This is a genomic window from Paraburkholderia ribeironis (assembly GCF_900019265.1).
GTDB lineage: Bacteria > Pseudomonadota > Gammaproteobacteria > Burkholderiales > Burkholderiaceae > Paraburkholderia > Paraburkholderia ribeironis.
The window spans coordinates 59,826-85,544 of the sequence record NZ_CYGX02000071.1 but is presented as its reverse complement, the minus strand read 5'-3'; the positions used below and the strand labels follow the sequence as shown (position 1 = coordinate 85,544).

At 62.1% G+C, this 25,719-nt stretch carries 25 protein-coding genes, 1 tRNA gene and 1 pseudogene; 13 read left to right on the top strand and 14 right to left on the bottom strand.

All coding sequences use genetic code 11. The annotated features are described in order from the left end of the window. Nucleotides 1–26 precede the first annotated feature (26 nt). From uvrB to BN2475_RS27735, 5 genes are all read left to right on the top strand, one after another. Nucleotides 27–2,120, top strand: coding sequence for an excinuclease ABC subunit UvrB (gene uvrB / locus BN2475_RS27755; protein WP_094782647.1), 2,094 nt, complete (start codon nt 27–29; stop codon nt 2,118–2,120). Between the two features lie 409 nt (nt 2,121–2,529). Beyond that, nucleotides 2,530–3,078: an iron transporter gene (locus BN2475_RS27750; protein WP_094782646.1), complete on the top strand. Its 549-nt coding sequence runs from the start codon at nt 2,530–2,532 to the stop codon at nt 3,076–3,078. 177 nt (nt 3,079–3,255) lie between these two features. After that, a complete protein-coding gene (locus BN2475_RS27745; protein WP_425435574.1) occupies nt 3,256–3,564 on the top strand; it encodes a cupredoxin domain-containing protein in 309 nt (102 codons plus the stop codon). Between the two features lie 79 nt (nt 3,565–3,643). Continuing rightward, complete coding sequence (locus BN2475_RS27740; protein WP_094782644.1) at nt 3,644–4,489, top strand: FTR1 family iron permease; 846 nt, start codon at nt 3,644–3,646, stop codon at nt 4,487–4,489. Continuing rightward, nucleotides 4,486–5,892: a 4Fe-4S binding protein gene (locus BN2475_RS27735; RefSeq protein ID WP_094782643.1), complete on the top strand. Its 1,407-nt coding sequence runs from the start codon at nt 4,486–4,488 to the stop codon at nt 5,890–5,892. The genes BN2475_RS27740 and BN2475_RS27735 overlap by 4 nt, the downstream gene beginning before the upstream one ends. A gap of 327 nt (nt 5,893–6,219) precedes the next feature. On the opposite strand, the gene hemP is transcribed toward BN2475_RS27735, so the two are convergent. From hemP to BN2475_RS27715, 4 genes are all read right to left on the bottom strand, one after another. Next, nucleotides 6,220–6,480 carry a hemin uptake protein HemP gene (gene hemP / locus BN2475_RS27730; protein ID WP_094782642.1) on the bottom strand — a complete coding sequence of 87 codons (261 nt, stop codon included), beginning with the start codon at nt 6,478–6,480 and terminating at the stop codon, nt 6,220–6,222. A gap of 216 nt (nt 6,481–6,696) precedes the next feature. Beyond that, entirely contained in the window at nt 6,697–7,179 is a 483-nt protein-coding gene (locus BN2475_RS27725; RefSeq protein ID WP_094782641.1) for an SRPBCC family protein, read from the bottom strand. A gap of 76 nt (nt 7,180–7,255) precedes the next feature. Next, nucleotides 7,256–7,654, bottom strand: a complete 399-nt coding sequence (locus BN2475_RS27720; protein ID WP_094782665.1) for an OsmC family protein — start codon at nt 7,652–7,654, stop codon at nt 7,256–7,258. Between the two features lie 178 nt (nt 7,655–7,832). Continuing rightward, on the bottom strand, nt 7,833–8,711 hold the full coding sequence (locus BN2475_RS27715; protein WP_094782640.1) for a pirin family protein: 879 nt from the start codon (nt 8,709–8,711) through the stop codon (nt 7,833–7,835). 122 nt (nt 8,712–8,833) lie between these two features. Between BN2475_RS27715 and BN2475_RS27710 the strand changes: the two genes are divergently transcribed. Next, the gene (locus BN2475_RS27710; protein WP_094782639.1) at nt 8,834–9,820 is read left to right on the top strand and encodes a LysR family transcriptional regulator; all 987 of its coding nucleotides are present in this window, start codon (nt 8,834–8,836) and stop codon (nt 9,818–9,820) included. A gap of 387 nt (nt 9,821–10,207) precedes the next feature. Here BN2475_RS27710 and BN2475_RS27705 read toward each other — a convergent pair whose 3' ends face one another. From BN2475_RS27705 to BN2475_RS27670, 8 genes are all read right to left on the bottom strand, one after another. Further along, entirely contained in the window at nt 10,208–10,627 is a 420-nt protein-coding gene (locus tag BN2475_RS27705) for an ExbD/TolR family protein (RefSeq protein WP_094782638.1), read from the bottom strand. Nucleotides 10,628–10,643: 16 nt separating this feature from the next. Further along, entirely contained in the window at nt 10,644–11,375 is a 732-nt protein-coding gene (locus BN2475_RS27700; protein WP_094782637.1) for a MotA/TolQ/ExbB proton channel family protein, read from the bottom strand. A gap of 27 nt (nt 11,376–11,402) precedes the next feature. After that, nucleotides 11,403–12,146 (bottom strand): energy transducer TonB, encoded by a 744-nt coding sequence (locus tag BN2475_RS27695; protein WP_094782636.1) that lies wholly within the window; start codon nt 12,144–12,146, stop codon nt 11,403–11,405. A gap of 285 nt (nt 12,147–12,431) precedes the next feature. Then, nucleotides 12,432–12,668: a (2Fe-2S)-binding protein gene (locus BN2475_RS27690; RefSeq protein ID WP_094782635.1), complete on the bottom strand. Its 237-nt coding sequence runs from the start codon at nt 12,666–12,668 to the stop codon at nt 12,432–12,434. Between the two features lie 214 nt (nt 12,669–12,882). Next, nucleotides 12,883–13,806, bottom strand: a complete 924-nt coding sequence (gene murI / locus BN2475_RS27685; protein WP_094782634.1) for a glutamate racemase — start codon at nt 13,804–13,806, stop codon at nt 12,883–12,885. A 168-nt stretch (nt 13,807–13,974) separates the two neighbouring features. Further along, a complete protein-coding gene (bfr, locus tag BN2475_RS27680; RefSeq protein ID WP_094782633.1) occupies nt 13,975–14,454 on the bottom strand; it encodes a bacterioferritin in 480 nt (159 codons plus the stop codon). Nucleotides 14,455–14,639: 185 nt separating this feature from the next. Next, nucleotides 14,640–16,163: a fumarate hydratase gene (locus BN2475_RS27675; RefSeq protein ID WP_094782632.1), complete on the bottom strand. Its 1,524-nt coding sequence runs from the start codon at nt 16,161–16,163 to the stop codon at nt 14,640–14,642. Nucleotides 16,164–16,216: 53 nt separating this feature from the next. Next, nucleotides 16,217–16,786, bottom strand: a complete 570-nt coding sequence (locus BN2475_RS27670) for a TIGR00645 family protein (RefSeq protein WP_218023729.1) — start codon at nt 16,784–16,786, stop codon at nt 16,217–16,219. Nucleotides 16,787–17,663: 877 nt separating this feature from the next. Between BN2475_RS27670 and acs the strand changes: the two genes are divergently transcribed. From acs to BN2475_RS27645, 6 genes are all read left to right on the top strand, one after another. Then, entirely contained in the window at nt 17,664–19,646 is a 1,983-nt protein-coding gene (gene acs / locus BN2475_RS27665; protein WP_094782630.1) for an acetate--CoA ligase, read from the top strand. A 150-nt stretch (nt 19,647–19,796) separates the two neighbouring features. After that, nucleotides 19,797–20,189, top strand: coding sequence for a DUF4212 domain-containing protein (locus BN2475_RS27660; protein WP_174642057.1), 393 nt, complete (start codon nt 19,797–19,799; stop codon nt 20,187–20,189). A 4-nt stretch (nt 20,190–20,193) separates the two neighbouring features. Next, nucleotides 20,194–22,212 carry a sodium:solute symporter family protein gene (locus BN2475_RS27655; RefSeq protein WP_094782663.1) on the top strand — a complete coding sequence of 673 codons (2,019 nt, stop codon included), beginning with the start codon at nt 20,194–20,196 and terminating at the stop codon, nt 22,210–22,212. 60 nt (nt 22,213–22,272) lie between these two features. After that, nucleotides 22,273–22,363, top strand: a tRNA-Ser gene (locus BN2475_RS27650). Between the two features lie 380 nt (nt 22,364–22,743). Then, nucleotides 22,744–22,917 (top strand): hypothetical protein, encoded by a 174-nt coding sequence (locus BN2475_RS34380; RefSeq protein ID WP_159444616.1) that lies wholly within the window; start codon nt 22,744–22,746, stop codon nt 22,915–22,917. A 3-nt stretch (nt 22,918–22,920) separates the two neighbouring features. Continuing rightward, nucleotides 22,921–23,316, top strand: coding sequence for a type II toxin-antitoxin system death-on-curing family toxin (locus tag BN2475_RS27645; RefSeq protein ID WP_094782629.1), 396 nt, complete (start codon nt 22,921–22,923; stop codon nt 23,314–23,316). 100 nt (nt 23,317–23,416) lie between these two features. Here BN2475_RS27645 and BN2475_RS35855 read toward each other — a convergent pair whose 3' ends face one another. Then, nucleotides 23,417–23,620 carry a CHC2 zinc finger domain-containing protein gene (locus BN2475_RS35855; RefSeq protein ID WP_281254279.1) on the bottom strand — a complete coding sequence of 68 codons (204 nt, stop codon included), beginning with the start codon at nt 23,618–23,620 and terminating at the stop codon, nt 23,417–23,419. A 763-nt stretch (nt 23,621–24,383) separates the two neighbouring features. Further along, nucleotides 24,384–25,067, bottom strand: a complete 684-nt coding sequence (locus BN2475_RS33925) for a hypothetical protein (protein WP_143325932.1) — start codon at nt 25,065–25,067, stop codon at nt 24,384–24,386. A gap of 316 nt (nt 25,068–25,383) precedes the next feature. Between BN2475_RS33925 and BN2475_RS27630 the strand changes: the two are divergent. Beyond that, nucleotides 25,384–25,579 (top strand): annotated as a pseudogene (locus BN2475_RS27630) (helix-turn-helix domain-containing protein); the annotation flags it as partial. Nucleotides 25,580–25,719 lie beyond the last annotated feature (140 nt).

Here is a 25,719-nt window from a genome sequence, read left to right as displayed (position 1 = left end):
TGCCCAAGGCCCGCTGCCGTCCCGCCATGTCCGAACAACATCTGACTGAAGTCGAAGACACGCTCGACGAATCCAAATTCGTCACGTTCGAAGGCTCGCCGTTCCAGCTCTACCAGCCGTATCCACCGTCCGGCGACCAGCCGAGCGCAATCGACACGCTCGTCGAAGGCGTCGAGGACGGTCTCGCGTTCCAGACGCTGCTCGGCGTGACCGGCTCCGGCAAGACCTTCACGATGGCCAACACGATCGCGCGGCTCGGCCGTCCGGCGATCGTGTTCGCGCCGAACAAGACGCTCGCCGCGCAGCTTTATTCGGAGTTCCGCGAGTTCTTCCCGCGCAACGCGGTCGAGTACTTCGTGTCGTACTACGACTACTACCAGCCGGAAGCGTACGTGCCGCAGCGCGACCTGTTCATCGAGAAGGACTCGTCGATCAACGAGCATATCGAGCAGATGCGGCTGTCGGCCACCAAGAGCCTGATGGAACGGCGCGACGTGGTGATCGTGGCGACGGTGTCGGCGATTTACGGTATCGGCAATCCGTCCGAATACCACCAGATGATCCTGACGCTGCGTAACGGCGACAAGCTCGGTCAGCGCGACATCATCGCGCGGCTGATCGCGATGCAGTACAACCGCAACGAAGCTGACTTCCAACGCGGCTCGTTCCGCGTGCGCGGCGACACGATCGATATTTTTCCCGCCGAACACGCCGAGATGGCGGTGCGCATCGAATTGTTCGACGACGAAATCGAAACGCTGCAACTGTTCGATCCGCTCACCGGCCGCGTGCGGCAGAAGATTCCGCGTTTCACCGTGTATCCGTCGTCGCACTACGTGACGCCGCGCGATACCGTGGTGCGCGCGGTCGAAACGATCAAGAGCGAGCTGCGCGAGCGGCTCGAATTCTTCTATAGCGACGGCAAGCTTGTCGAGGCCCAGCGCCTCGAGCAACGCACCCGCTTCGACCTGGAAATGCTGCAGGAGCTCGGCTTCTGCAAGGGCATCGAAAACTATTCGCGGCACTTCTCCGGCGCGGCGCCGGGCGAGCCGCCGCCGACGCTGGTGGACTACCTGCCGTCGGACGCAATCATGATGCTCGATGAATCACACGTGCTGATCGGCCAGCTGAACGGCATGTACAACGGTGACCGGGCACGTAAGGAAAATCTGGTCGACTACGGTTTCCGTCTGCCGTCGGCGCTCGATAACCGGCCCCTGAAGTTCAACGAATTCGAGCGCAAGATGCACCAGGTCGTGTTCGTGTCCGCCACGCCGGCGGAGTACGAAAAGAAAACCGCCGGGCAGGTGGCGGAGCAACTGGTGCGGCCAACCGGACTGGTCGATCCCGAAATCGAGGTGCGGCCGGCGCGCAGTCAGGTCGACGATGTGCTCGGCGAGATCAACGAACGCGTCAAGGCGGGCGACCGCGTGCTGGTCACGGTGCTGACCAAGCGGATGGCCGAGCAGTTGACCGAATTTCTGGCCGACCACGGCGTCAAGGTGCGCTATCTGCACAGCGACATCGACACGGTGGAGCGGGTCGAGATCATCCGCGATCTGCGGCTTGGCACCTTCGACGTGCTGGTCGGGATCAACCTGCTGCGCGAAGGGCTGGATATTCCGGAAGTGTCACTGGTTGCGATTCTCGATGCGGACAAGGAAGGCTTCCTGCGCGCCGAGCGCTCGCTGATCCAGACCATCGGCCGCGCGGCGCGCAACGTGAACGGCAAGGCGATTCTCTACGCGGACAAGGTGACCGACTCGATGCGCCGCGCGATCGACGAAACCGAGCGGCGGCGCGCGAAGCAGATTGCCTTTAACGTCGCGAACGGCATTACGCCGCGCGGGGTGGTCAAGCGCGTTCGCGACATCATCGACGGCGTGTACAACGTCGACGACGCTCGCGCCGAGCTGAAAGAACAGCAGACGCGTGCGAAATTCGAGGACATGTCCGAGAAGCAGCTCGCCAAGGAGCTCAAGCGCCTTGAAAAGCAGATGATGGAGCACGCCAAAAACCTCGAGTTCGAAAAGGCCGCGCAAACTCGCGACCAGTTGGCGCTGTTGCGCCAGCGCGTGTTCGGCGCGAATGTCGGCGATCACGTCCCCGGCGTGGATTAAAGTGGTTTCCCTTTGCGGACGCGGCAATCTGCCGCGTGCCCGCGTCCCGGCGTTTCCGTGTCCTCACGTCCCCACATTCCCAGTTCCCAGTTCCCAGTTCCCACGTCCGTCGATCGCAGCCGGCAAGCCAGCCCGGCGCGGCCTCGGCCATACCCGCACACACGCTTTCTTAAAGCGGCCTTAAGACCTTGTTGGCACAAGGCGTTGCGGGCGTCGTCAATTGTTCTCCCTGGCGATCAATGATAAACTCGCCCAATATTGAGAATGGTTCGCATTTAAAATTGGTGGATGCGTTTTGCTTCCGGTCGTTCGCCGTTGCTGACGGACGATGGGGCCGCTGCATCAGGCCTCTCGCAACGCACTGTTCCGAATGGGTTCGATTTCAGACTGATAAAAACAAGGAGTTTCAATGCGGATTTCTTCATTTGTGCGTGGCGGCGCAGCGGCGGTGGCCGCTGTCGCGGCTCTTTCGGCCATGGCCGCGGAGTACCCGATCGGCAAGCAACACATCGAGGGCGGCATGGAAATCGGCGCGGTCTACCTGCAGCCGATCACGATGGAACCGGAAGGCATGATGCGCAAGGCCTCGGACTCGGACATCCACCTCGAAGCCGACATCCACGCAGTCAAGAACAATCCGACCGGTTTCGCTGAAGGCGACTGGATGCCGTATCTGCAAGTCCGCTACGAGCTGACGAAAGCCGGTTCGAAGCAGCCGCAAAAAGGCGACATGATGGCGATGGTCGCCAACGACGGCCCGCACTACGGCGACAACGTCAAGCTGCAAGGTCCGGGCAAGTATCACCTGAAGCTGATCGTCGAAGCGCCGATGCAGACGGGCCATATGGCTTTCGGCCGCCACGTCGACAAGGAAACCGGTGTGGGCCCGTGGTTCAAGCCGATCACGATCGAATACGACTTCACCTACGCCGGTATCGGCAAGAAGGGTGGCTACTGATCGTCCGACCGTCTGATCGTCTGATGGCCGCCGGTTACGCTGCGGCCATGCTTGAGCGACAGGCCAGGTAGCGATGAATGAGCGAAACAGTGAATGCAGCAGGCGGCACGCGGACGATGGACGTCGGCGCGCCGCGTTTTCCGTCAAAGGCCCATGAGAAATAACCGAAAGATCGCGATGCTCGCCGCCACGGTTTTGCTGGCGAGCACGGCCCACGCAGCCGACCTGCCGACCTTCAAACTGGAAATGAACGACGGCAAGCTCAATCCGGCACGCATCGAAGTGCCGGCGGGGCAGCGCATCAAGATCGAAGTGCGCAATACCGGCAAAGGCGCGGCCGAATTTGAAAGCGTCCAGTTGCGTAAAGAAAAAGTGCTGGCGCCGGGCGCGGATTCGTTCGTGGTGATTGCGCCGCTCGAGCCGGGCGAATACAAGTTTTTCGACGATTTCCACCAGCAGGCGCAAGGCGTCATCGTCGCGAAGTAATGGCGCTCGCGCGAGGACGTGCCTGTTGCGCGCGCCACATTCGCGGGGAAGCCGTAGAAGGATCGAAGGGAGAGCTTGAATGGGTCAGATTCTATTCATCGTGTGGCGCGAAAGTGTCGAGGCATTGCTGGTCGTCGGCATCCTGTACGCGTGGTTGAAAAATGGCGATGACGATGCGCGCCGCGGCTTGCCGTACCTGTGGGGCGGCGTCGCGGCCGGGGTGATCGCGGCGGTGGCGCTCGGCGCGGCGCTGGTCGGTTTCACCGAGGTGCTGTCCGGCGATGCGCAGGACTACTTCCAGACCGCGATGGTATTGATCGCCTGTGTGCTGATCGTGCAGATGGTGCTGTGGATGAAGCAGCACGGCCGGTCGCTGAAGCGTGACATGGAGCGGTCGCTCGAAAAGAGCCAGCGCGATTCGAACTGGTGGGGCGTCGCGTTGCTGGTGGCACTGGCGATCGCGCGTGAAGGCAGCGAAACGGTGATCTTCCTGTACGGCCTCGGCTTCGGCCAGTCGGGTCACGTGGATGGCGGACAGATGCTCGCGGTCGTGATCGGCCTCGGTCTCGCGTTGCTGACGTTCTACCTGCTGCAACTGGGCGGCAAGATCTTCTCGTGGCGGCTCTTTTTCCGCATCACCGAGATCATGCTGCTGTTCCTTGGCGCGGGACTGTTCCAGACCGGCGTCGACAAGCTGATCGACAAGGAACTCCTGCCGACCATCATCGGCCAGGTGTGGAACTCGTCGGCGTTGCTCGATGACTCGAGCACCTTCGGTTCGCTGGTCGCGACGCTCACCGGCTACCGCGCCCATCCGGCGCTGATGAATCTGCTGGCGTACGTGCTGTACTGGGCGGTGGTCTATCTGCTGTTGCGCCGCGCGAATCGCAGGCCCACGCAGCAAACGGCAGGGCGCGCAGCATGAGCGCATTGATGACCCAGCCCGGGCGCCTCGCGGCGGTCGGGCAGTGGATGCAGCGTCACGGCGCGGTGATTCGCGGCATTCAGTGGGTGGTGGTGGCGGTGTACGCACTCCTGATTATCGTGCCGGCAGCGATGCCGCTGCCGGACGACACCGCGCATCTGTGGAACAACCTGACGCTCGCCGCACAGTTCGTGTTCTGGGGCATCTGGTGGCCGTTCGTGTTGCTGTCGATGGTGATGCTCGGCCGTGTCTGGTGCGGCGTGCTGTGTCCGGAAGGCGCGCTTGCCGAGTTCGCCAGCAAGTTCGGCCGCGGCCGGGCGATTCCGCACAGGATGCGCTGGGGCGGCTGGCCGTTCGTCGCGTTCGGCCTCACCACCATTTACGGCCAGATGGTGAGCGTCTACCAGTATCCGAAAGCGGTGCTGCTGGTGCTCGGCGGGTCGACCTTCGCGGCGATCGTCATCGGCTTGCTGTACGGACGCGAGAAGCGTGTCTGGTGCAAGTACCTGTGCCCCGTCAACGGGGTTTTTTCGCTGCTGGCGCGCCTCGCGCCGTTTCACTACAAAGTCGATGAAGACGCCTGGCGCTATTCGTACAAGAACGGCGAGCATGGGCATCGTGTGATTCCGATCAATTGCGCGCCGCTCGTGCCGTTGCGCAACATGAAGGGCGCGGCGGACTGCCATATGTGCGGCCGTTGCAGCGGGCACCGCGACGCGATTGCGTTGACGTGGCGCGCGCCGTCGTCGGAAGTGGTGCAGCTCGGCGACAAGAAGGCGAACGCGTGGGACACCGCATTGATCCTGTACGGCCTGCTCGGCATAGCGATCGGTGCGTTTCACTGGACTGCGTCGCGCTGGTTCGTCGACCTGAAGATGTTCTTCGCCACGTGGCTGGTCGATCACGACATCACCTGGCCGCTCGATACCAACGCGCCGTGGTTCCTGTTCACCCATTACCCGGAGCAGAACGACGTATTTTCGTGGCTCGACGGCACGATGGTGATCGGTTACATCGTCGCCACGGCGCTGGTGTACGGCACCGCGCTGCTGCTGTTGCTGATGGGCGCGACGCGCATGCTCGGACGCTTCCGCACGGTGCGTCTGCATCATCTGACGCAGGGGCTGATTCCGATCGCCGGCGCGGGCGTGTTCCTCGGGTTGTCCGCGACGACGCTGTCGCTGTTGCGCGCGGAACATCTGTCGCTGTGGTGGGCGTCCGATCTGCGCATCGCGATTCTGGCGATCGCAAACCTGTGGAGCGCGTGGCTCGCCTGGCTCGTTACGCGGCGCTATACCGAACGCATCGTAGCGCGCGGTCTCGCGATGATGTGGTTCATCGCGGCACTGGCCGTGGTGGATAGCGCATGGTGGTTGATGTTCTGGGGCTGGGCGTCGAAGTAAGTCTGAACGCTTGCCTTGCGGCGTGCCGCTGCCGTGCCGCTTCCGTGCAATTGCAATGCCGCCCTGGCGGCGCCGCGTAAACGAAAAAGCCGTGGAGATGACTGGCATCCCACGGCTTTTTGTCTTTTGCTTTGAGCGACGCACGGCGTGTCGTGCATCCGCATTGGGTGAGAACCAAAAAAGCGGCCTGGCTGGCTGCGACGGCTGGCTTGGTGTCTGCACGAAGGGGTCTAGTTCTCGCGTGCAAGCCGTCGTGGCTGGCTAATGCCTAACACCTCTCGAGGAGGTGGTCCCCACAATACCCGGTACTGACTTCTCTGTTCGTCGTTATTTGGTCAGGATCAGCTTGCCTAAGCGCGTCGCACGCAGCTGGTAGGTTTCGCCGTTATGCACGATGCTGACGTGGCTATGTCCTTGCAGCAATGCGTCGCTGCGCACGACCCGCTCCGACCTCTCAGCCGCGCCGTTCGCGCGTTGCGCGGCCGGTCTGGCGGGAGCTGCGCTCGCCGTCGACGCTGTCGGAAGGCTGGTCAGCGCGGCCGCCGGGCGGCGCAGGCTGAGGGTGGAAGGGCGTGTGAGATCGGTCATTCGTTTTAGCTGTTCGTCGATTCGATGGGTAAATTCTAAATGATAACCATTCCTATTCACAAGAGGAGATATTGATCGAATCGGGGTTGTGATAGTCGGGTAAAAAATGATGGGGAGCGTCAGCACGAGCAATCTTCAGCCAACCCTCAGCCAACCCTCAGCCGACCGACGCCGCGATGCGTGCGGCGGCGCGGGCCGCACGTCCGCGCGATTCAATCAATGCAGCGAGCCAGGTTCCTGCCTTGTCTGCATGTACTGGCGGATCAGCCGCACCGTATCGATATCGTTCTCCCGATACGCCGACTTCACGATTTCCTGCGTCTGCACCGCGTCCTGGTCGTCCGAGACGGGCAGGGTGGTCGCGTACTCGAAGCGCAGGAATAGCTGCAACTCGTCCGGCTGTTCGATGGTCATCGTCAGCGAGCCGCCGACGTGGTTTGCAGTCGGCAAGATGTCGTAGCGCACGCTCTGACTCTCCTGCAGCGTGACGCGATCAAGCACCGTCGCCTGCCCGTAGTGGAGCTCCCGTTCGAGGACGTTGCCTTCGCGCGAAAGAATCGTGCAGCTGTCGAGTCCCATCACGAACAGTTGCGGTTGCTCGGCGCGTAGCACGAGCCCGTCCCACAACTGCTCGCGAGTCATCGACTCGACAAAGGGATTCAACGGGTCGTTGATCTGGATGAGGTGTTCGAAATTCAAGACGCCAGCTTCCTATGAAAGCGCTGCAATTCGGGTGGCCCTGACTGCGGGGCGCGCGCTTCGTGCCAACGCCGCATTACGCGACGGCGAGACCGGAGCGGATCGTGATCGAATGCGTGAGGATCTTGTGAACCGGGCACGCATTGGCAACTTGCAAAAGCCGTTCCCGCTGTTCGTCGGACAGATTGCCTTCCAGCACGATGCGGCGGTCGATGGTCGAGCCCGCGTCGCCGCTTTCGAACGACAGTGTCACGCGCACGTCGGTGAGCGTCCAGCCCTTGCGTTGAGCGTACATCTTCAACGTGATCGACGTGCAGGCGCCGAGGCTCGACAGCAACAACGAGACGGGCGTCGGCCCGCGATCGCCGCCACCGAGCGACTCGGGTTCGTCGGCCAGCCATGTGTGCCGGCCGTCGTCGAAAAGGACCTGGAAATTCGTCGAGCCGATATGGGCGGTGACGGTGGACTCTGCCATGCGCGCTCCTGAACAGGGACGAAAAATCGCCATGCGCCACGGCTCATTGTGATGAAACGGCCCGGCGCGCGGCATGAGTCGATATTGTGAACGAAATTGCCGGCTTTCGCGCCCTCTGCCGACGCGAAGGAAGCCGCTCGCAACCGGAGCGGCTGGCGCGCGGCTCGCGCTCGCGCATTCAGTGCGTGATCGCACCCATGCGACCGGCCTGATAGTCGATCACGGCCTGGCGGATCTCTTCTTCCGTGTTCATGACGAACGGGCCGTAGCGCACCACGGGCTCCTTCAGCGGCACACCGCCCAGCAACAAGACCTCGAGTGGCTCGTCGCCGGCGCTCAGCGTGACGGCGTCGCCGTCGTTGTGGAACACGACCATCTTCTGCGCATCGATTTGCTGGCGTGCGTCGCCCTCGCCGTAGAAGCCCGTGCCGGACAGGCCATACGCGAACACACGATAGTCGGCCGGCACCGGCTGCTGGATCGTCGCGCCTGGTTGCAGCGTGAAATGCTGATACAGGATCGGCGTGCGCGTTTCGATCGCGGCCTTCACGCCGAGCGCTTCGCCGGCGATCACCTTCACGCGCACCTTGCCATCGATGGACGTCGCCACCGGAATGCTCGACGATGGAATTTCCTGGTAGCGTGGCGCGATCATCTTGTCGCGACGCGGCAGATTCACCCACAGTTGCAAACCATGCACCCGCCCGCCGGTGCGCACGAACGACGGGTCCGGCATCTCGCTATGGACGACGCCCGCGCCGGCGGTCATCCACTGCACGTCGCCGGCATGCAGCGTGCCCGAGTGGCCCGCCGAATCCTTGTGGCCGAACTGGCCCTCCAGCACGTACGTAACCGTTTCGAAACCGCGATGCGGATGATCGGGCGCGCCCTTGGCTTCGCCTGGCGCGTAGTCGATCGGTCCCATTTCATCGAGCAGCAGGAACGGATCGAAGTCCATCAGCATGCGCGTGGGAAACGGGCGGTGGACGATAAAGCCGCCGCCTTCGGTCGTGCGAACGGCGGGAAACGTGCGTTCGATCGTGCGTGTCGTGCTCATCAATATCACCTCGGAAAATGGGGAATAGCGTTATTTTTGAAACATGGAGCTATTATAGGGACCGTTTTTCGCGGTGCCAGCCGCCGTCACGCAATGGATTGTTCTGTTAATGGAACGATGAGATGAAGATCGATTCACACAACCTGAATGACCTGATGTACTTCTCGCAGGTCGTCGAACATGGCGGCTTTTCCGCCGCCGAGCGGGTGCTGGGCATTTCCAAGTCGCGCCTGTCGCGCCGGCTGACCGAATTGGAAGCGTCGCTGGGCGTGCGTCTGCTGCAGCGTTCCACGCGCAAGCTGGCGCTGACCGAAGCCGGACAACTGTTCTACCAGCACTGCCAGGCGATGCTGAGCGAGGCGCAGGCAGCGGTCAACGTCGTGCAGCAACTGCGCTCGTCGCCGCGCGGCACCGTGCGCGTCAGCGTGCCGGTCACGATCTCGCAGACCATCCTGTCGACCATCCTGCCGGAGTTCATGCATCGCTATCCCGAGGTGCGCGTGGTGATGCGGGTGACCAACCGGGTGGTCGATCTGTTCGAGGATTCGATCGACGTCGCGCTGCGCGTGCGCTCCGATCCGCCGGAAAACGCCAACATCGTCGTGCGCCCGCTGTGGCGCACGGAGCAAATGCTGGTCGGCGCGCCGAGTCTGTTGCAGCAGAATGCGCCGCCGCTTCTGCCGGCCGATCTGAGCCGTTTCGAAACGCTCGACGTGCCGACCGGCGACGGACGTCATGTCTACAACCTGATTTCGCCCGACGGTACACGCCACGCGCACGAGCATGAGCCGCGCCTCGTGACCGCCGATCTGATGACGATTCGGGAAGCGGTGCTCGCCGGCGTCGGCATCGCCGCGCTGCCCGAGATGATGTATGGCGCCGCATTGCGCGCGGGCCAACTGTCGCCGGTGATGCCGGGCTGGACCTTGCCGACACCGCAGTTGTACGCGGTATTCGTGTCGCGCCAGGGGATGGTGCCGGCCGTACGCGCGTTCGTCGATTATCTGGTCGAAATGCTCGATCCGGACCATGGAAAACACATCATGGGCGAGTGCCCCGTGCGGGCCGAAAAAGCCGCCGCGCAACCGGGTCTCGCCATCGCATCGTAGCGGGTGGCGCGGCATCGCTTTTAGCATTTAAGCGCCGCCTGTCATGAGTACTTTCAATGGCCGTGCGCTTGAATGCGCGAGCTCACAGGAATATAGTGAAATCCCTTCGCTAAGGAGTCTCTTATGCGGAAACTCATGGCCGCTATCATAGCGGGCCTGATAGGGCTGACCGCGCTGTCCGTGTCGGTCACGGCTGTCGCATGTGGTGATTCGAGTTATCAGTCTTCGGCTGATGGCAAATGAACCCACCGCCCGAAGGCGCCGAGTGCGCACAAAAAAAGGCCTTCATCTGACGATGAGGGCCTTTTACTTTTTAGCCCTTGTTTAAAGGGCTTTTGTGCATTTTCAGCGGACTGGGTCTGGCGTGCCGCAGGTCCGCTCAAGTCGCTATTTCGCTTTGGGCTGCGTGACGAAACCGATCTTCGTGAGGCCGCCAGCCTGGGCCGCCGACATCACCTGCGCCACTTTCTCGTACGGCACCTTGCGGTCCGCGTCTAGATGCAGTTCCGGTTGCGGGCTCGCCTGCGCGGCTTCGGCAAGCTTCGCCTGCAGCGCGGCATCGTCGACTTTCTGGTTGTCCCACAGCACGTTGCCGTCCGCGTCGATCGAGACCGTCACTTGCGCAGGCCTGGTATCTTCCTTCTGACTGCTTGCGTGTGGCAGATCGATCTTGACCGCGTGACGGATCACCGGAATCGTCACCATGAAAACGATCAGGAGAACCAACATCACGTCGACGAGCGGCGTCATGTTGATTTCGTTCATCAGGCCGTCGTCATCGTCGCCGGCGAAGGGGCTCATTGCCATCGGAGTGCCTCGTCGGTCAGTTGGCGCGGGTCGCGAGACGCAGGCCGTCGCCGCGCCGCGTCGACGACAGGCGGGCGCCCGTCACGAAGAATGCGTGCAAGCCGTGCGCGAAGCGGCTCAGCTTGGCGACGATCGCCTTGTTGGCGCGCGTCAATGCGTTGTAGCCGAGCACCGCTGGAATCGCGACGAACAGACCGAACGCGGTCATGATCAACGCTTCGCCGACCGGGCCGGCCACCTGATCGATCGACGACTGGCCGCTTGCGCCGATGGCCAGCAGCGCGTGATAGATGCCCCACACGGTGCCGAACAGGCCGACGAACGGAGCGGTGCTGCCGATCGACGCGAGAATCGCGAGGCCGCTCTGCATGTGCGCGACGCTTTCGTCCATCGTGTCCTTCAGGCAGCGCGTGACCCAGTCCGACACGTCCATGCGGTCGTGCAGATGAGGCTGCGTCTGATGATGGTGATCGGCCGCTTGCTGGCCCGACAGCGCCAGCGCGAGGAAGGGATTGTCTTGCGGCGTCGACGAGCCGGCGCCGAGTTTCTTCACGCCGTCGGCGAGATCGTCCGAATGCCAGAATGCCTGCTCGGCATTCTTCGTCAGGCGGTTCAGGCGCATCACATTCCAGCCCTTGACGACGATCACGCTCCACGACATCACTGACATGATCAACAGCGCGAGCGCGATACCGCGCGTCACGAAATCCCCTTGCGCCCACACGTGCGCCAATCCGTAGTTTTGCATTGCAATTCCTTTTTCTTGAAATCTGCCTCAATCGTTCAGATTGAAGTCGTAAGGCTGGGTGTACGCGGCCCGAATCGGCTGGCCGTTCTCGAGATAAGGCTTGCAGGCGCTCGCATGCACGGCGGCGAGCGCGGCGTCGTCGAGGCGGCTGAAGCCGCTGCTCTTCTTCAACTCGATATCTTCCAGCTTGCCGGTCAGACCGACCACGAACTTCACATAGGCGGTGCCGGTTTCGCCGCGCCGCTTCGAGAGCGCCGGATAGTCGGGCCTGGCGATATTGCAGTCGAGGTACGAGACATTTTTCGGTGCGCTGATCTCCATCGTCTGGCGGCCGATTGCGGGCGCCGCGGCAGCAGGCGGTGTGGCCGGCGCGGCGGGTGCGGGCGGCGCCGGATCGGGCGCGGCGACGGGCGTTGGCGATGGCGCGGCTGCCTGAGGCAGCGGTGTCGGTGTCGGCCTGGGCGTCGGGGTTGGGGTCGGTTGCGGCTGGACCTTCGGCTTGCTACGAACCGGTGGCGCTGGTTTCGGCGGGGGCGGCGCGATCGATTGCATCGCGACGGGCGCTGAGAGCGGCGCGGGCGGCAGCAATCGAGCCGTCATCACGTGCGATTCGAGCGCGGGCTGAGCGGGTTCGTGACGCAATGTCACGATCGCGGCGAGTAGCGCCACGTGAATCGCCGCCACTACGGCGGTCGCGGTTAATGCGCGGGAGTTCGTGCGAGCGGCCGAAATCGGCATGGCGCCGGAGGCAACAGTATGCGAGGCCTGCATGTTAGCGTGGCAGCGCGCTGCCGAGGCAGTGCGTCGGACAAGACAGCGTCATGTTCGGAAGATCAGCAGCGAGATAAGCAAAGTAGTCACGAAACCAATCAGCAATTCCATCTCGAACTCCTTTGGACGGGATGAGCAGGTAGCTGGCTGGTACGGAGACTGGCTTGCTGACGGCAGTGGAATAACGCGCAATGCAGACGCGTAATGCAGCGCCTGATATGGCGCTTGAAGCATTGAGACGCCGGGCGCCCGATCGCGGCACGCGCCGCGACGCCCAAGCTGGTGTCAGGCGGCCTTGCGTTCGTAGAACGTCAGCGGCGCGGTCTGCACGTGATGCTCGACGCCGCAGCGGCTGGCGCATACGCCGCTTTGCAGCATGACGTCGCGCACCGATTCCTCGCACTTGCCGCAGCACGAAGCAACACCGAGTTCAAACTGAAGTTCGTCGAACGAGTCGACGCCTTCCGCGATCGAGGAACGGATCGTTCGGTCGGAAACTGACTTGCAGACACAGACAATCATGGCAGGGCGTCATAGCTAACGTTAATGGGAATTATTATCATTTTGTCGGAGCCGTTTGGCAAGCGTCTTGCCTGATTTTTTGTAACAAAACCAGACTCTTAGAAGGGTTTCGTCAATGGCGCAGCTTCGGCGCGTGCGGCGGATTGCACGCGAAAACGGCTGAAACGGGCGCAAAAATGCCCGTGGAGGACGCTTTAACGCCCGCGCGATGGTTTTATGCCGCTTGGGAGTCCGGCGCCGCAGTGCGGCGCGACGGGATTGGCACCCGTTCGACACTCGCGTCGATATGCAGCAGCGAAGCGGCAAGCTGTCGCTGATGCGCGCCATCGTCGGTGGAATAAAAACGGGGCGGAGCAGAACCCGCGCCTTGCGTGGCTGCGCGCAGGCCGTGCTGGTCGAGCACGCGACCCAATTGCCGCGCGATGGCCACGCTCGTGTCGATCAGCGCGAGCCGATCGCCGACGATATCGCGGATCGCCGCGTCGAGAAACGGGTAATGGGTGCAGCCGAGCACCAGCGTGTCGGCGCCGGCGTCGAGCATCGGTTCAAGGTAGTCGCGCAGCAGCGCACGCAATTCGGCCGAGCCGACATCGCAGCGCTCGACGGCCTGGACCAGCCCGTGGCCCGGTTGGCACAGAAACTGGCAATCCGCGGCGTAGCGTTCGAGCAGGCCCTGAAAGCGGGCGCTGCGCAACGTCACCTGGGTGGCGAGCACGCCCGCCACGCGGGTCTTCGATTGCAGCGCAGCCGGTTTGACCCCAGGCTCGACGCCCACCAGCGGAATGGGCAGCTTTTCCCGAACCAGCGCGATCGACTGCGCGGTCGCCGTGTTGCAGGCGACCACCAGCGCTTTCGCGCCCTCTTTGACCAGCCATTCGCCAATGGCAAGGGTGCGGTCGGCGATGAAATCGTCGTCGCGTTCGCCGTAGGGTGCGTAGAGGGAGTCGGCGACATACAGAATCGCTTCGTCAGGCAGTTCCGCGCGGACCGCCCGCAGCACCGACAAACCGCCCAGACCCGAATCGAAAATGCCGACCGGCGCAGGCGTATTGGCACCCGTGACGGCACCCGTGGCGGCACTCGAGTTGGCACCCAGGGCAGATGTGCGGACAGTCGGAGACGGCGGTTGTGCAGGCATAGTCGAAGAGTCTGCGTGTGACGGGGTAGTCAGGAAGAGCAGGGGAAAACCGCAAAGTGCGCGGCAAAGTGCGCCAGTATATCGCCTGTGCGGCGCAGGTCGTCGTGGCTGCGCTTGCAAACGAGCCAGACCATGTGCCGTCGCACGGGCTATTCCAGCGCGCCTCGATCAGGACTCGACGGAGCCCATTGCGGATTGCTGGTAGTTCTGGATACCGACCTTGTCGATCAGATCGAGCTGGGTTTCGAGCCAGTCGATGTGCTCTTCGGTGTCGTCGAGAATCTTCGTGAAGATTTCGCGCGAGATGAAGTCGCGAACGGATTCGCAATACACAATCGCTTCCTTGCAGGTGCTTTGCGAAACCTGTTCGAGCTTCAGATCGCATTCGAGGATTTCTTTGGTTTCCTCGCCGATCAGCAACTTGTGCAGATCCTGCAGATTCGGCAGACCGTCCAGCATGAAAATGCGTTCGATGAGCCAGTCGGCATGCTTCATTTCGCCGATCGACTCGTCGTATTCATGCTTGCCGAGCTTATCGAGGCCCCAATGCTTATACATCCGCGCGTGCAGGAAGTACTGGTTGATCGCGGTGAGCTCGTTCTTCAGTTGCGAGTTCAGATACTCGATAACTTTCTTGTCGCCTTGCATGCTTTTTCCTTGTAGGGGACTTTGGAATTCCAACAACAATAAACGCCATGCCTGAAAAAGCCAAGGAAACAGATGCAACTTTGAGATCTGTTTCCGGCTCCACGCGTTGCGCCGCGCAGCAATAAAAAAGCCGGGACCGAGGCCCCGGCTCTTCGACTCACGTGACAAGCGTTAGCCGCGCATCATCAAGCCGTCGCGACCGGAATCTTGCCGATTTTCGCTTGCCATTCCTTCGGGCCAGTCTGGTGCACGGAGGTGCCGTTCGAATCGACCGCAACCGTCACCGGCATGTCCTGCACGTCGAACTCGTAGATCGCTTCCATGCCGAGGTCTTCGAACGCGAGCACTTTTGCGCTGCGAATTGCCTTCGACACCAGGTACGCGGCGCCGCCCACGGCCATCAGATACGCGGCCTTGTGCTTCTTGATCGCCTCGATCGCGACCGGGCCGCGCTCGGCCTTGCCGATCATGGAAATGAGACCGGTCTGTGCCAGCATCGTCTCGGTGAACTTGTCCATCCGCGTGGCCGTGGTCGGGCCTGCCGGGCCGACCGCTTCGTCACGCACCGGATCGACCGGGCCGACGTAGTAGATCACGCGGTTGGTGAAATCGACCGGCAGCTTTTCGCCCTTCGCCAGCATGTCGGCGATGCGCTTATGCGCGGCGTCGCGGCCCGTCAACATCTTGCCCGACAGCAGGAGCGTCTGGCCCGGCTTCCAGCCCGCGACCTGTTCCGGCGTCAGCGTGTTCAGATCGACGCGCTGGCTGGTTTCCGTATCCGGTTGCCAGTGCACCTTCGGCCATGCGTCGAGCGACGGCGCTTCGAGTTTGGCCACGCCCGAGCCGTCCAGCGTGAAGTGCGCGTGACGGGTCGCCGCGCAGTTCGGGATGATCGCGATCGGCTTGGACGCGGCGTGCGTCGGCGCAGCCATGATCTTCACGTCGAGCACGGTCGAGAGGCCACCCAGGCCCTGCGCGCCGATACCGAGTGCGTTGACTTTCTCGTGCAGTTCCACGCGCAGTTCTTCGATCCAGTCCTGCGGGCCGCGAGCGATCACGTCCTGAATGTCGATCGGGTCCATCAGCGATTCCTTGGCCATCACCATCGCTTTCTCGGCGGTGCCGCCGATGCCGATGCCGAGCATGCCCGGCGGACACCAGCCCGCGCCCATGGTCGGCACGGTCTTGAGGATCCAGTCGACGATCGAATCCGACGGATTGAGCATCGCGAACTTCGACTTGTTTTCCGAGCCGCCGCCCTTGGCCGCGACCTGCACGTCGACCTTGTCACCCGGCACGATCTCGTAGTGGATCACGGCCGGCGTGTTGTCCTTCGTGTTCTTGCGCGCGCCTTCGGGCGGGCTCACGATCGACGCGCGCAGCACGTTGTCCGGGTTCAGGTAACCGCGGCGCACGCCTTCGTTGATCATGTCGGTGACGCTCATCGTCGCACCGTCCCAACGCACGTCCATGCCGACCTTCACGAATACCGTGACGATGCCGGTGTCCTGGCAGATCGGGCGCTTGCCTTCGGCGCACATGCGGCTGTTGGTGAGGATCTGCGCGATCGCGTCTTTCGCTGCGGGGCTCTGTTCGAGTTCGTAAGCGCGGCCCAAGGCCTGGATGTAGTCGAGCGGATGGTAATAGCTGATGTACTGAAGCGAATCAGCAATGCTCTGAATCAGATCTTCCTGTTTGATGACGGTCATGGCTAGCTCAGTGAGGACAACGGCGCTTGTGGTCAGATCGCGGCACAGTGCGGTCAGTCGTGCGCCTTCATGGGAGTGGAAACTTTTGCGGTGCCTACGGCATGCAGTGCCGTGGGTTCTGCGAAATGCCTGGGATGCGTATGCGTGGTCAAGCGGTCGACCAGCGCCATTACCAGCGCCGAAACGAGGAACGCCACGTGGATGATGACCTGCCACATGATCGTGTGGGTCGTGTTCTGGTCGGGGCTGATGAAGGTCTTCAGCAGATGGATCGACGAGATGCTGATGAGCGCCATCGACAGTTTGACTTTCAGCACGCCGGCGTTCACGTGGTCGAGCCATTCCGGTTCATCCGGATGACCCTCGACGCCCAGGCGCGACACGAACGTTTCATACCCGCCGATGATCACCATGATCAGCAGGTTCGAAATCATCACCACGTCGATCAGGCCGAGGACGACCAGCATGATGCTGGTTTCGTCGAGCGTCATCGACGCTGTGACCAGATGCCAGACTTCCTTGAGAAACAGCACGACGTAGACGGCCTGCGCGACGATCAGGCCCAGATACAGCGGCACTTGCAGCCAGCGGCTCATGAAGATGATGACGGGCAGCGGGCGCATCGGGCGGCGCTGACGGGCGGAGTCGAGTCGCGTAGCGGACATAGGCAAGAGTCGGATGAAACGCAGGTGACGAAACACGGACCGGATGCGCCGGCCGGCGTACGCGCGAAGCACGCGGATCAGGCACGCAAACCTGCGGGTGGCGCGGCGCACGGCCGCCGAAGGCCGGCAAAACTGACGTCGGGCGCGCTATTGTACAGCGTCAGATGAAATTGCTGCGGCGCCGCGGGAAGGGCGTGCCGGCCTTTCAGGAGGCGACCGGTGGCACCTGCCGCCGACATTGGTGCCGACCAGCAGCATCGAGGCAATCAGAAGCAGGGCGTAGCGATTCAAGCTGGAATCCGGACGGCTAGTTCAGTTAGCATTGTAAGAAGGCCGTGCGAACCGGCGTAAAGACGCACGGGGCACGGAAGTTGCGGCCTGACGATATGTCATGATGTGATACCTCGCGGTCATGCGCTTATGCGCCTATGCCGCGCGCTAACGCCGGTTCGGCGACAGGTTCGCCTCGCCGCACGCCGCATGACGCGTAGCATGCACGCGTTGTGTCGAGCGCGGCGCGCGGACGTGACGGCATGCTGCGCGAGCGGCCTGGTTAGGGTTTTCGCTGGCAAGCCGATGCCGCTCGCGTAAGTGGCCGGTAAGTTGCAGCGCTTATGTTTGAGCATTAGCGCGGAACGGTCGTCCCGCACGCACCTGTGTTGCGACGCGACATGGGCGCACGGTGCGCACGAGCGGTCCGCAGTGCGGCGGTCATCGGCGATCGGCGCGCGAGGGTTGGCGACAGCGCGCCGCGCATTGCGGCGCTCTCAGGACACGGCGCGTCGCTGGCGTGCCGGCACAGGTTTTCCGTTTCATCTTCACCAAGGGGTTGTCGATGTCTGCGATTGAATCGGTTCTTCAGGAACGCCGTGTTTTCCCGCCCTCCGCTGAAGCAGCGGCAGGCGCGGCGATCTCCGGCATGGACGCGTACCGGGCGCTGGCCGCCGAAGCGGAGCGCGATTACGATGGTTTCTGGGGGCGCCTCGGCCGAGAGACGCTCAGCTGGCACAAGCCCTTCACCAAGGTGCTCGACGAATCGAAAGCGCCGTTCTACACATGGTTCGAAGACGGCCAGCTGAACGCGTCGTATAACAGCATCGACCGTCATGTCGAAGCCGGCAACGGCGCGCGTGTCGCGATCGTGTTCGAAGCGGACGACGGCACCGTCACCAACGTCACCTATCAGGATCTGCTGCAACGCGTATCGCGCTTTGCGAACGCGCTGAAAAAGCGCGGCGTGAAGAAGGGCGATCGCGTGGTGATCTATATGCCGATGTCGATCGAAGCCGTTGTCGCGATGCAGGCGTGCGCGCGGATCGGCGCGACGCATTCGGTGGTGTTCGGCGGCTTCTCGTCGAAGTCGCTCAATGAGCGGCTGGTGGACGTGGGCGCCGTTGCGCTCGTGACCTCGGACGAACAGATGCGCGGCGGCAAGGCATTGCCGCTGAAAAACATCGCCGACGAAGCGCTGGCGATGGGCGGCTGCGAAGCGGTGACGAGCGTGATCGTCTATCAGCGCACCGGCGGCAAGATCGCATGGAACGAAGGCCGCGATCTGTGGATGCACGAACTCACGCAGGCCGAATCGGATCAATGCGCGCCCGAATGGGTCGGCGCCGAGCATCCGTTGTTCATCCTGTACACGTCCGGTTCGACGGGCAAGCCAAAGGGCGTGCAGCACAGCACCGGCGGCTATCTGCTGTGGGCCGCGCAAACCATGAAGTGGACCTTCGACTGGAAGCCCAGCGACGTGTTCTGGTGCACGGCCGACATCGGCTGGATCACCGGCCATAGCTACATCACCTATGGACCCTTGACGCTTGGCGGCACCCAGGTCATGTTCGAAGGCGTGCCGACGTATCCGAACGCCGGGCGCTTCTGGGAGATGATCGCGAAGCACAAGGTGTCGTTGTTCTACACGGCGCCCACCGCGATCCGCTCGCTGATCAAGGCCGCCGACGCCGACAGCAAGGTGCATCCGAAGAGCTACGACCTGTCGTCGTTGCGCATCATCGGCACGGTCGGCGAGCCGATCAATCCGGAAGCGTGGGTGTGGTATCACGAGAACGTCGGCGGCAGCCGTTGCCCGATCGTCGATACATGGTGGCAAACCGAAACCGGCGGCCACATGATCTCGCCGCTGCCGGGCGCCACGCCGCTCGTGCCGGGCTCATGCACGCTGCCGCTGCCGGGCATCATGGCCGCGGTGGTCGACGAGACAGGACAGGACGTACCGAACGGGCAGGGCGGCATTCTGGTCATGAAGCGTCCGTGGCCGTCGATGCTGCGCAATGTGTGGGGCGACCCGGAGCGCTACACGAAGAGCTACTTCCCGGAAGAACTCGGCGGCAAGCTGTATCTCGCCGGCGACGGCGCGGTGCGCGACAAGGAGACCGGCTACTTCACGATCATGGGTCGCATCGACGACGTGCTGAACGTGTCGGGTCACCGGCTCGGCACGATGGAAATCGAATCAGCGCTGGTGTCGAACCCGCTCGTCGCCGAAGCGGCAGTGGTGGGTCGGCCCGATGCAACCACCGGCGAAGCCGTGTGCGCGTTCGTCGTGCTCAAGCGGGCGCGTCCGCAGGGCGAGGAAGCCGTGAAGCTCGCCAACGAACTGCGCAACTGGGTGGGCAAGGAGATCGGTCCGATCGCCAAGCCGAAAGACATCCGCTTCGGCGAGAACCTGCCGAAGACGCGCTCGGGCAAGATCATGCGGCGTCTCCTGCGTTCGCTCGCGAAGGGCGAGGCCATCACGCAGGACGTGTCCACGCTGGAGAACCCGGCGATTCTCGATCAGCTCGGCGAATCGCTCTGAGCGTCGCGCCGCGTCGGTGTCCGAGCGGGGGCGTGTCGAACGATGCGCTCCTGACCTGATGCAGATGGCCACTGCCTGAGCCTGGCCTGTCGATGCCACCGCGCGGACAATCCCGATTGCCTGCCCGGTGGCTTTTTGATACATAGGCGCATGGCCGCGCCGCACCATTCCTCTCACGCTACGCTTAATCCCGCGCCCGAACCGCCTGCGGTCTCGGCGGCGATGGCGCACGCGCATCGAAAGTACTGGCGCTTCAATCTTGCGCTGATCGCAACGCTGATGACGCTCGGGTTCATCGTGTCCTTCGTGCTGCCGGTGATCGCGCCGGCTTTGGCGCAGGTGCGTGTCGGCGGCTTCAGGTTGCCGTTCTACTTTGGCGCGCAGGGCGCGATTCTGATCTACTTCGCGCTGATTGTCGTGTATATCGTGCTGATGCAATGGGCCGACCGTCGCCTGCAACGCGCTTTCGATGCCGATGCGCGTGCCGATGCCAGAGCGGACCTCGGCGCTGCAGCCGGCGCGCCGGCCACGCACGGACACTGAGCCGATGAAGCTCACGCACCGGCTGATCCGCTCGTACGCGCTGTATACGCTCGGCTTCCTGCTGTTCATCTACGTGATGTGGCGCATCGAGCGCACCAGCGGTGCCGGCGTGTGGATCGGCTACGTATTCCTGTTCGTGCCGATCGCGGTGTATGCGGTAATCGGCGTGCTGTCGCGCACGTCCGATCTGGTCGAATACTACGTCGCCGGGCGGCGCGTGCCGTCCGCGTTCAATGGCATGGCGACCGCGGCCGACTGGTTGTCGGCGGCATCGTTCATCGGTCTGGCCGGCTCGATCTATGCGACCGGATACGACGGTCTCGCCTACCTGATGGGCTGGACCGGCGGCTATTGCCTCGTCGCGTTCCTGCTCGCACCGTACGTGCGCAAGCTTGCGCGCTACACGATTCCCGATTTTCTCGGCACGCGCTTTTCGAGCAACGCGGTACGCGGCCTCGCCGCGTTGGCCGCGATCCTGTGCTCGTTCGTCTATCTGGTCGCGCAGATTCAGGGTGTCGGCCTGATCGCGACGCGCTTTATCGGCGTGGATTTCGCCATCGGCATTTTCTGTGGACTGGCGGGCATCCTGGTGTGCTCGTTTCTGGGTGGCATGCGTGCCGTCACGTGGACCCAGGTCGCGCAGTACATCATCCTGATCGCGGCGATCCTGATTCCCGTGTCGATGATCGCGCATAAAGACGGCCTTGGCTGGGTGCCGCAATTGAGCTACGGACGTTTGATGGAGCGCATGGAGCGTCTCGAGAAGCAGGTGCGCGACGCGCCGCTCGAACAGAGCGTGCGCGACGACTATCGACGCCGCGCCGCGTTGATGCAGAGGCAGATCGACACGTTGCCGCAATCGTTCGTCGACGAGAAGCTGTGGCTCACGCAGGAAGTCGCCAATCTGCGTCGTCACAACGGGCCGTTGCGTGACATCAAGGCGCGCGAAAGGGCGCTCGAACAGTTTCCGCGCGATGCCGCCGCCGCGCAGATCGTCTGGACCCAGCGGCGCGACGAAATGCTGATGCGCGCGGCCGCGCCAGTGCCGATGCATGAGCCGTTCCCCGCGACCGACGATGAGGACCGGCGCATTCACGAGCGCAATTTTCTCTCGCTGCTGCTGTGCCTGTCGCTCGGCACGGCGAGCCTGCCGCATATCCTCACGCGCTACAACACGACCACTTCGGTGGCGTCCGCGCGCCGCTCGGTCGGCTGGACGCTCTTTTTCGTCGCGCTGTTCTATCTGACGGTGCCAGTGCTGGCGGTGCTGATCAAGTACGAGATTCTGAGCAACCTGGTCGGCCATCATTTTGCCGATCTGCCGCAATGGCTGATGCAATGGCGCAAGGTCGAGCCGAGCCTGATCAGTCTCGCCGATACGAATGGCGGCGGCATCGTACGGTGGAGCGAGATTCAGATGCAGCCTGATATGGTTGTGCTCGCCGCGCCGGAGATCGCTGGGCTGCCGTACGTGATGTCGGGGTTGATCGCAGCCGGCGCGCTGGCCGCGGCGCTGTCGACCGCGGATGGTCTGCTGCTCACGATCGCCAATGCGTTGTCGCACGATGTGTACTACCACATGGTCGATCCCACCGCATCGAGCCAGCGGCGCGTGACGATCTCGAAGATTCTGTTGCTGGGGGTGGCGCTGTTTGCGTCGTATGTGGCGTCGTTGAATGCGGGCAATATTCTGTTTCTGGTGGGCGCGGCGTTTTCGCTCGCGGCTTCGAGTCTGTTTCCCGCGCTGGTGTTAGGCGTGTTCTGGAAGCGCACGACCCGGCTCGGCGCGGTGGCCGGCATGCTGGCGGGGCTGCTCGTGTGCATCTACTACATCGTCTCGACGTATCCGTTTTTTACGCAGATGACGGGCTTCACGGGTGCCCACTGGTTGGGCATCGAGCCGATCAGTTCGGGCGTGTTCGGCGTGCCGGCGGGTTTTCTCGTGATGATCGGCGTGAGTCTGATCGACCGGAAACCGGATGCCTATACGATCGCGCTGGTGGACTATATCCGGCATCCTTAGACGGGTTTGCGCATGGGTCTGGCGCGAGGCGCGAAGTTTGCTATAATTCGGCTCCCCGCCGGAGAGATGGATGAGCGGTTTAAGTCGCACGCCTGGAAAGCGTGTATAGGTTAATAGCCTATCGGGGGTTCGAATCCCCCTCTCTCCGCCAGAATTTCCATCAAAGCCTTGTCTGGCTCGCATCGGGGCAAAACCTCCCAGCGCAATGTCGACTTCGACCGCTACGAAGCGCACGGGCGGCTTAAACTAAAGGCGAGGCATCGCGGCCCGCTTTCCGTTTCTACCCGTCAAACGTTGAAATGTCGGCTGCCAGCCACAGATAGTATGCGACCAAGAGGGCCGCCGCGCAGGAATTAAAGTCGATTAATTCCTGCCAATAAATCAGTGGCTTAGCCCTCACAGCGGTTTAGCATCCTCGTGCGCCATCCTCCGGCGATCCTGTACAATGATTGCAACCGTTAACGGTGCTGTTAACTTTTGGCGCCTTCCGCCACTGCTTGTAAGCACCATATTATTTCACCGGAGAGCCCTATGAGCACCAAAGACACGAAGAAGACCTCGGTCACGGCCTCCGTTCGCCCGATGATTGCTCCGAAGCACATTGTCCGCGTCACCACTGATGCGGATCGCCGTAGCGTGATTACGGCCGCTCGCGCGGTCATCAGCGAGCACCGAGACGTCATCAAGGCGCTTGCCAAACGATAGCCGATGCTGGATGCCGCTTTTGTCCTTCAAATTCACGATGAAATTTTGAGGGACGAACCGGGGCTAGCTGGTTTCGCGGGCCCCGGTTTCGCTGGCCTTGAAAGCGCACTCGCACGCATTGACAACTGGGCCGTATATGCAGGTCTCAATGACGTTTTCGGGACGGCTTCCATGTATGCAGTGGCGATTGCTCGCGGTCACATTTTTAACGATGCCAACAAACGAACGGCTCTCGTCGCCGCGCTCACGTACCTGAAGCTGCAAGAAATAGACGTGCAACGGGATGCTCGTCTTGAAGACCTGATGGTCGAGGTTGCTGAAGGCGTCCTCCAAGTTCAGGAATTTGCCAATATCCTTGCGAGCATCGCGCTAGGATTTGATGACTTTAATTCAGTTTGATTAAAAGCTGTCTCGCGCGCTGGGTGTCCATTGCGCCGTGACTGATAGGCTGGCAACGTCAACCGAAACGGGCCCATTCAAAGGCCGTTTCGGTTGGGCACTACCTATGTCGGTGTCTACGTGGCGCGCGGCGGTACAGTTCGAGCGCATCACCGCGAGCCTCGCCGCAGGCGAAGCAGCGCCAGTTACCGCGCGCCATGTGGATGCTCAGACTCGGATGGTCTCCGCCGTGGATCGCGCAGCGCACCTGCGTATAGCCTGATCCGTTCGGCTTCGATGGATGTAGGTCAAGCAGTCCGAGCACGTCGACAACAGACGGCAGACGATCTCTGTTGAATCGATTCTACAAGGACTGCATATTGGCTGAGATACTTCGTCTCTCTACGCGATGGCGCATTTCAGTCCTCTTGAGTCGTTCTAGCCAAGGAGTTGTGAGGGCCTTGCACTGACCTCACAAATTCATCGACGCCGAGATAGAACTCATCCATGAACGCGTCGACAAGCTGGTCGAACTCGTCGTCGGTCTGACCGCACACAATTCGGACGTTGGCATTGATCCAATAGATCCATAGCGGCTCCATCACTTAGCAAACCGCCTTGGCCGTCCGTGAGCACGCGACGGCCGGCCTCGCGCGCACGGGACAGTAGGGTTGACAGACCGGAACACAGGAACCGGCGAGTGCTCCCCTACCGCGTTGACCCACCCACACACCAGTGACACGTGTCGCCCTTTAATCGAATTTTCCTTACACCTATACGCGCGAGAGGGCTGCATAGGCGATCGCGACAATTCCGCCGATCGCGAGGCCTGCAATCAAAAGGCGGCCGCCCGCCTACCTTCGCATATGCTCGCGTCAGTCGAGCAGACCGGAATAACTCTTCGCGAAGTCGAGACGGCGGGGTCTCGCTGTCGGCAGGCGACGCGTGGTAAGCGCAAGCATCTCGGGCAGTGTCAGCGCCGGCCTCGATTGGCCGTGGCTCTGAAGGTCGCATGTCGACCGACAGCCGTTATCCGTCCATCGATGGCAATTTGATGCCGCTCTCATACGCTCCACGCTCGCCTGCTTCTACCCGAACCGATCTAGTTCAGAGGATTTGGAGGCGACCAGCAAAACCGCTGCGTTCGGTCCCGGATGCGGACGCGGGCTCCAGCCAAAAGCTGGCGACTGAGGAGGAAACGTCTCCGTCACGGTTGACGTAATGCCTGCAGTCGCAAGGACTCGGCGTACTCGTTCGATTTCGCTAGGCACGGGCGAACTGCAGAACGGCGGGCTCATGCCGACCACGAGGCCATAGATTGGCGTTCCAAGCTGGAGTGCTGCGTACCCGATATTCCACCCGGCTTCGGCGAAAGCATCTCTAAGCTGTTTCGCGTACTCTGAAGCTTCGTGGTCGCTTGCGACGTGTGGCACCCAAACGTTTTGTGGTCCCTCGACTTTGGCGGCCATTATGAGCGCTGTACGTTGATCGTCGGTGAGATTGCGTCGAGCAGTTCGCCCACGCAGTCGCTCGATTTCGAAACGAGCACTTTCCAGTTCAGCCCGGGACGCTCGCTCGCGAACGATGCCGGCAACATAGGTAATGCACATTGCGAGAAATGAGAACAAACCGACCAAGCCGACGACCTTTGCGGAAGCCTGCTGAAACGCCGCGACACACGAACCGAGAGCTGCGGCAATAGCTAGCCAGTTTGCAACCCGCCACGCCCATTCCACAGTCCCTGGTGCTATGCCTGAAAAACGCAGCTTCATTTCGCGACCTCGCGCAAGTCTGATTGCGGATTCCTATTATGCCGGGGATTTCGCGAGCTACCACCGAAGGGCATGCCGGTCGCCGCGAAGAAGGCTCCTGCTGACCCGCCGCTGACCGTGCGCGGACCCAAAAGAGACAATCGCTGGCTCTGATAATGGTCATTCGCGATGGCTCAAGCGCTCTTGGCCAACGATTTCGCTCCGCATGCCATCCATCATAAAAGCCTCGCCGTCCTTCAACGTTTGATATGGCATTTGCTGACGCTCGTAGTATTCGACTTCCTCGCCGACTGTTGCCGACTCACCCCTGAATTTTCGCCCGATTCACGCTGAATTCACGGACGCGTACGGGTCGCCGGGCATGACCGAGGAGATTGAGGGTTTCCGGTCAGCAAGGCACGCGTGGAGCGCTTGATGAGCGAGAACGGCATCCGGGCACGTCATAAGCGCCGTTTCCGGGCAATTCCAGGCACAAGTTGCCGGTCGCGCCGAACCTGCTGAACCGTGAGTTCAGAAGGTCAATAATCTGTTATTTGTCGATTCGCTTCAGTACGGCGCGCTGATCAAGACGCAGCTAACAGCATCGTCGCCCGCATGCAGCGAGCAAAGCACAAGGCCCGGCGCACGACATTTAAAATACCACCGCATCGCC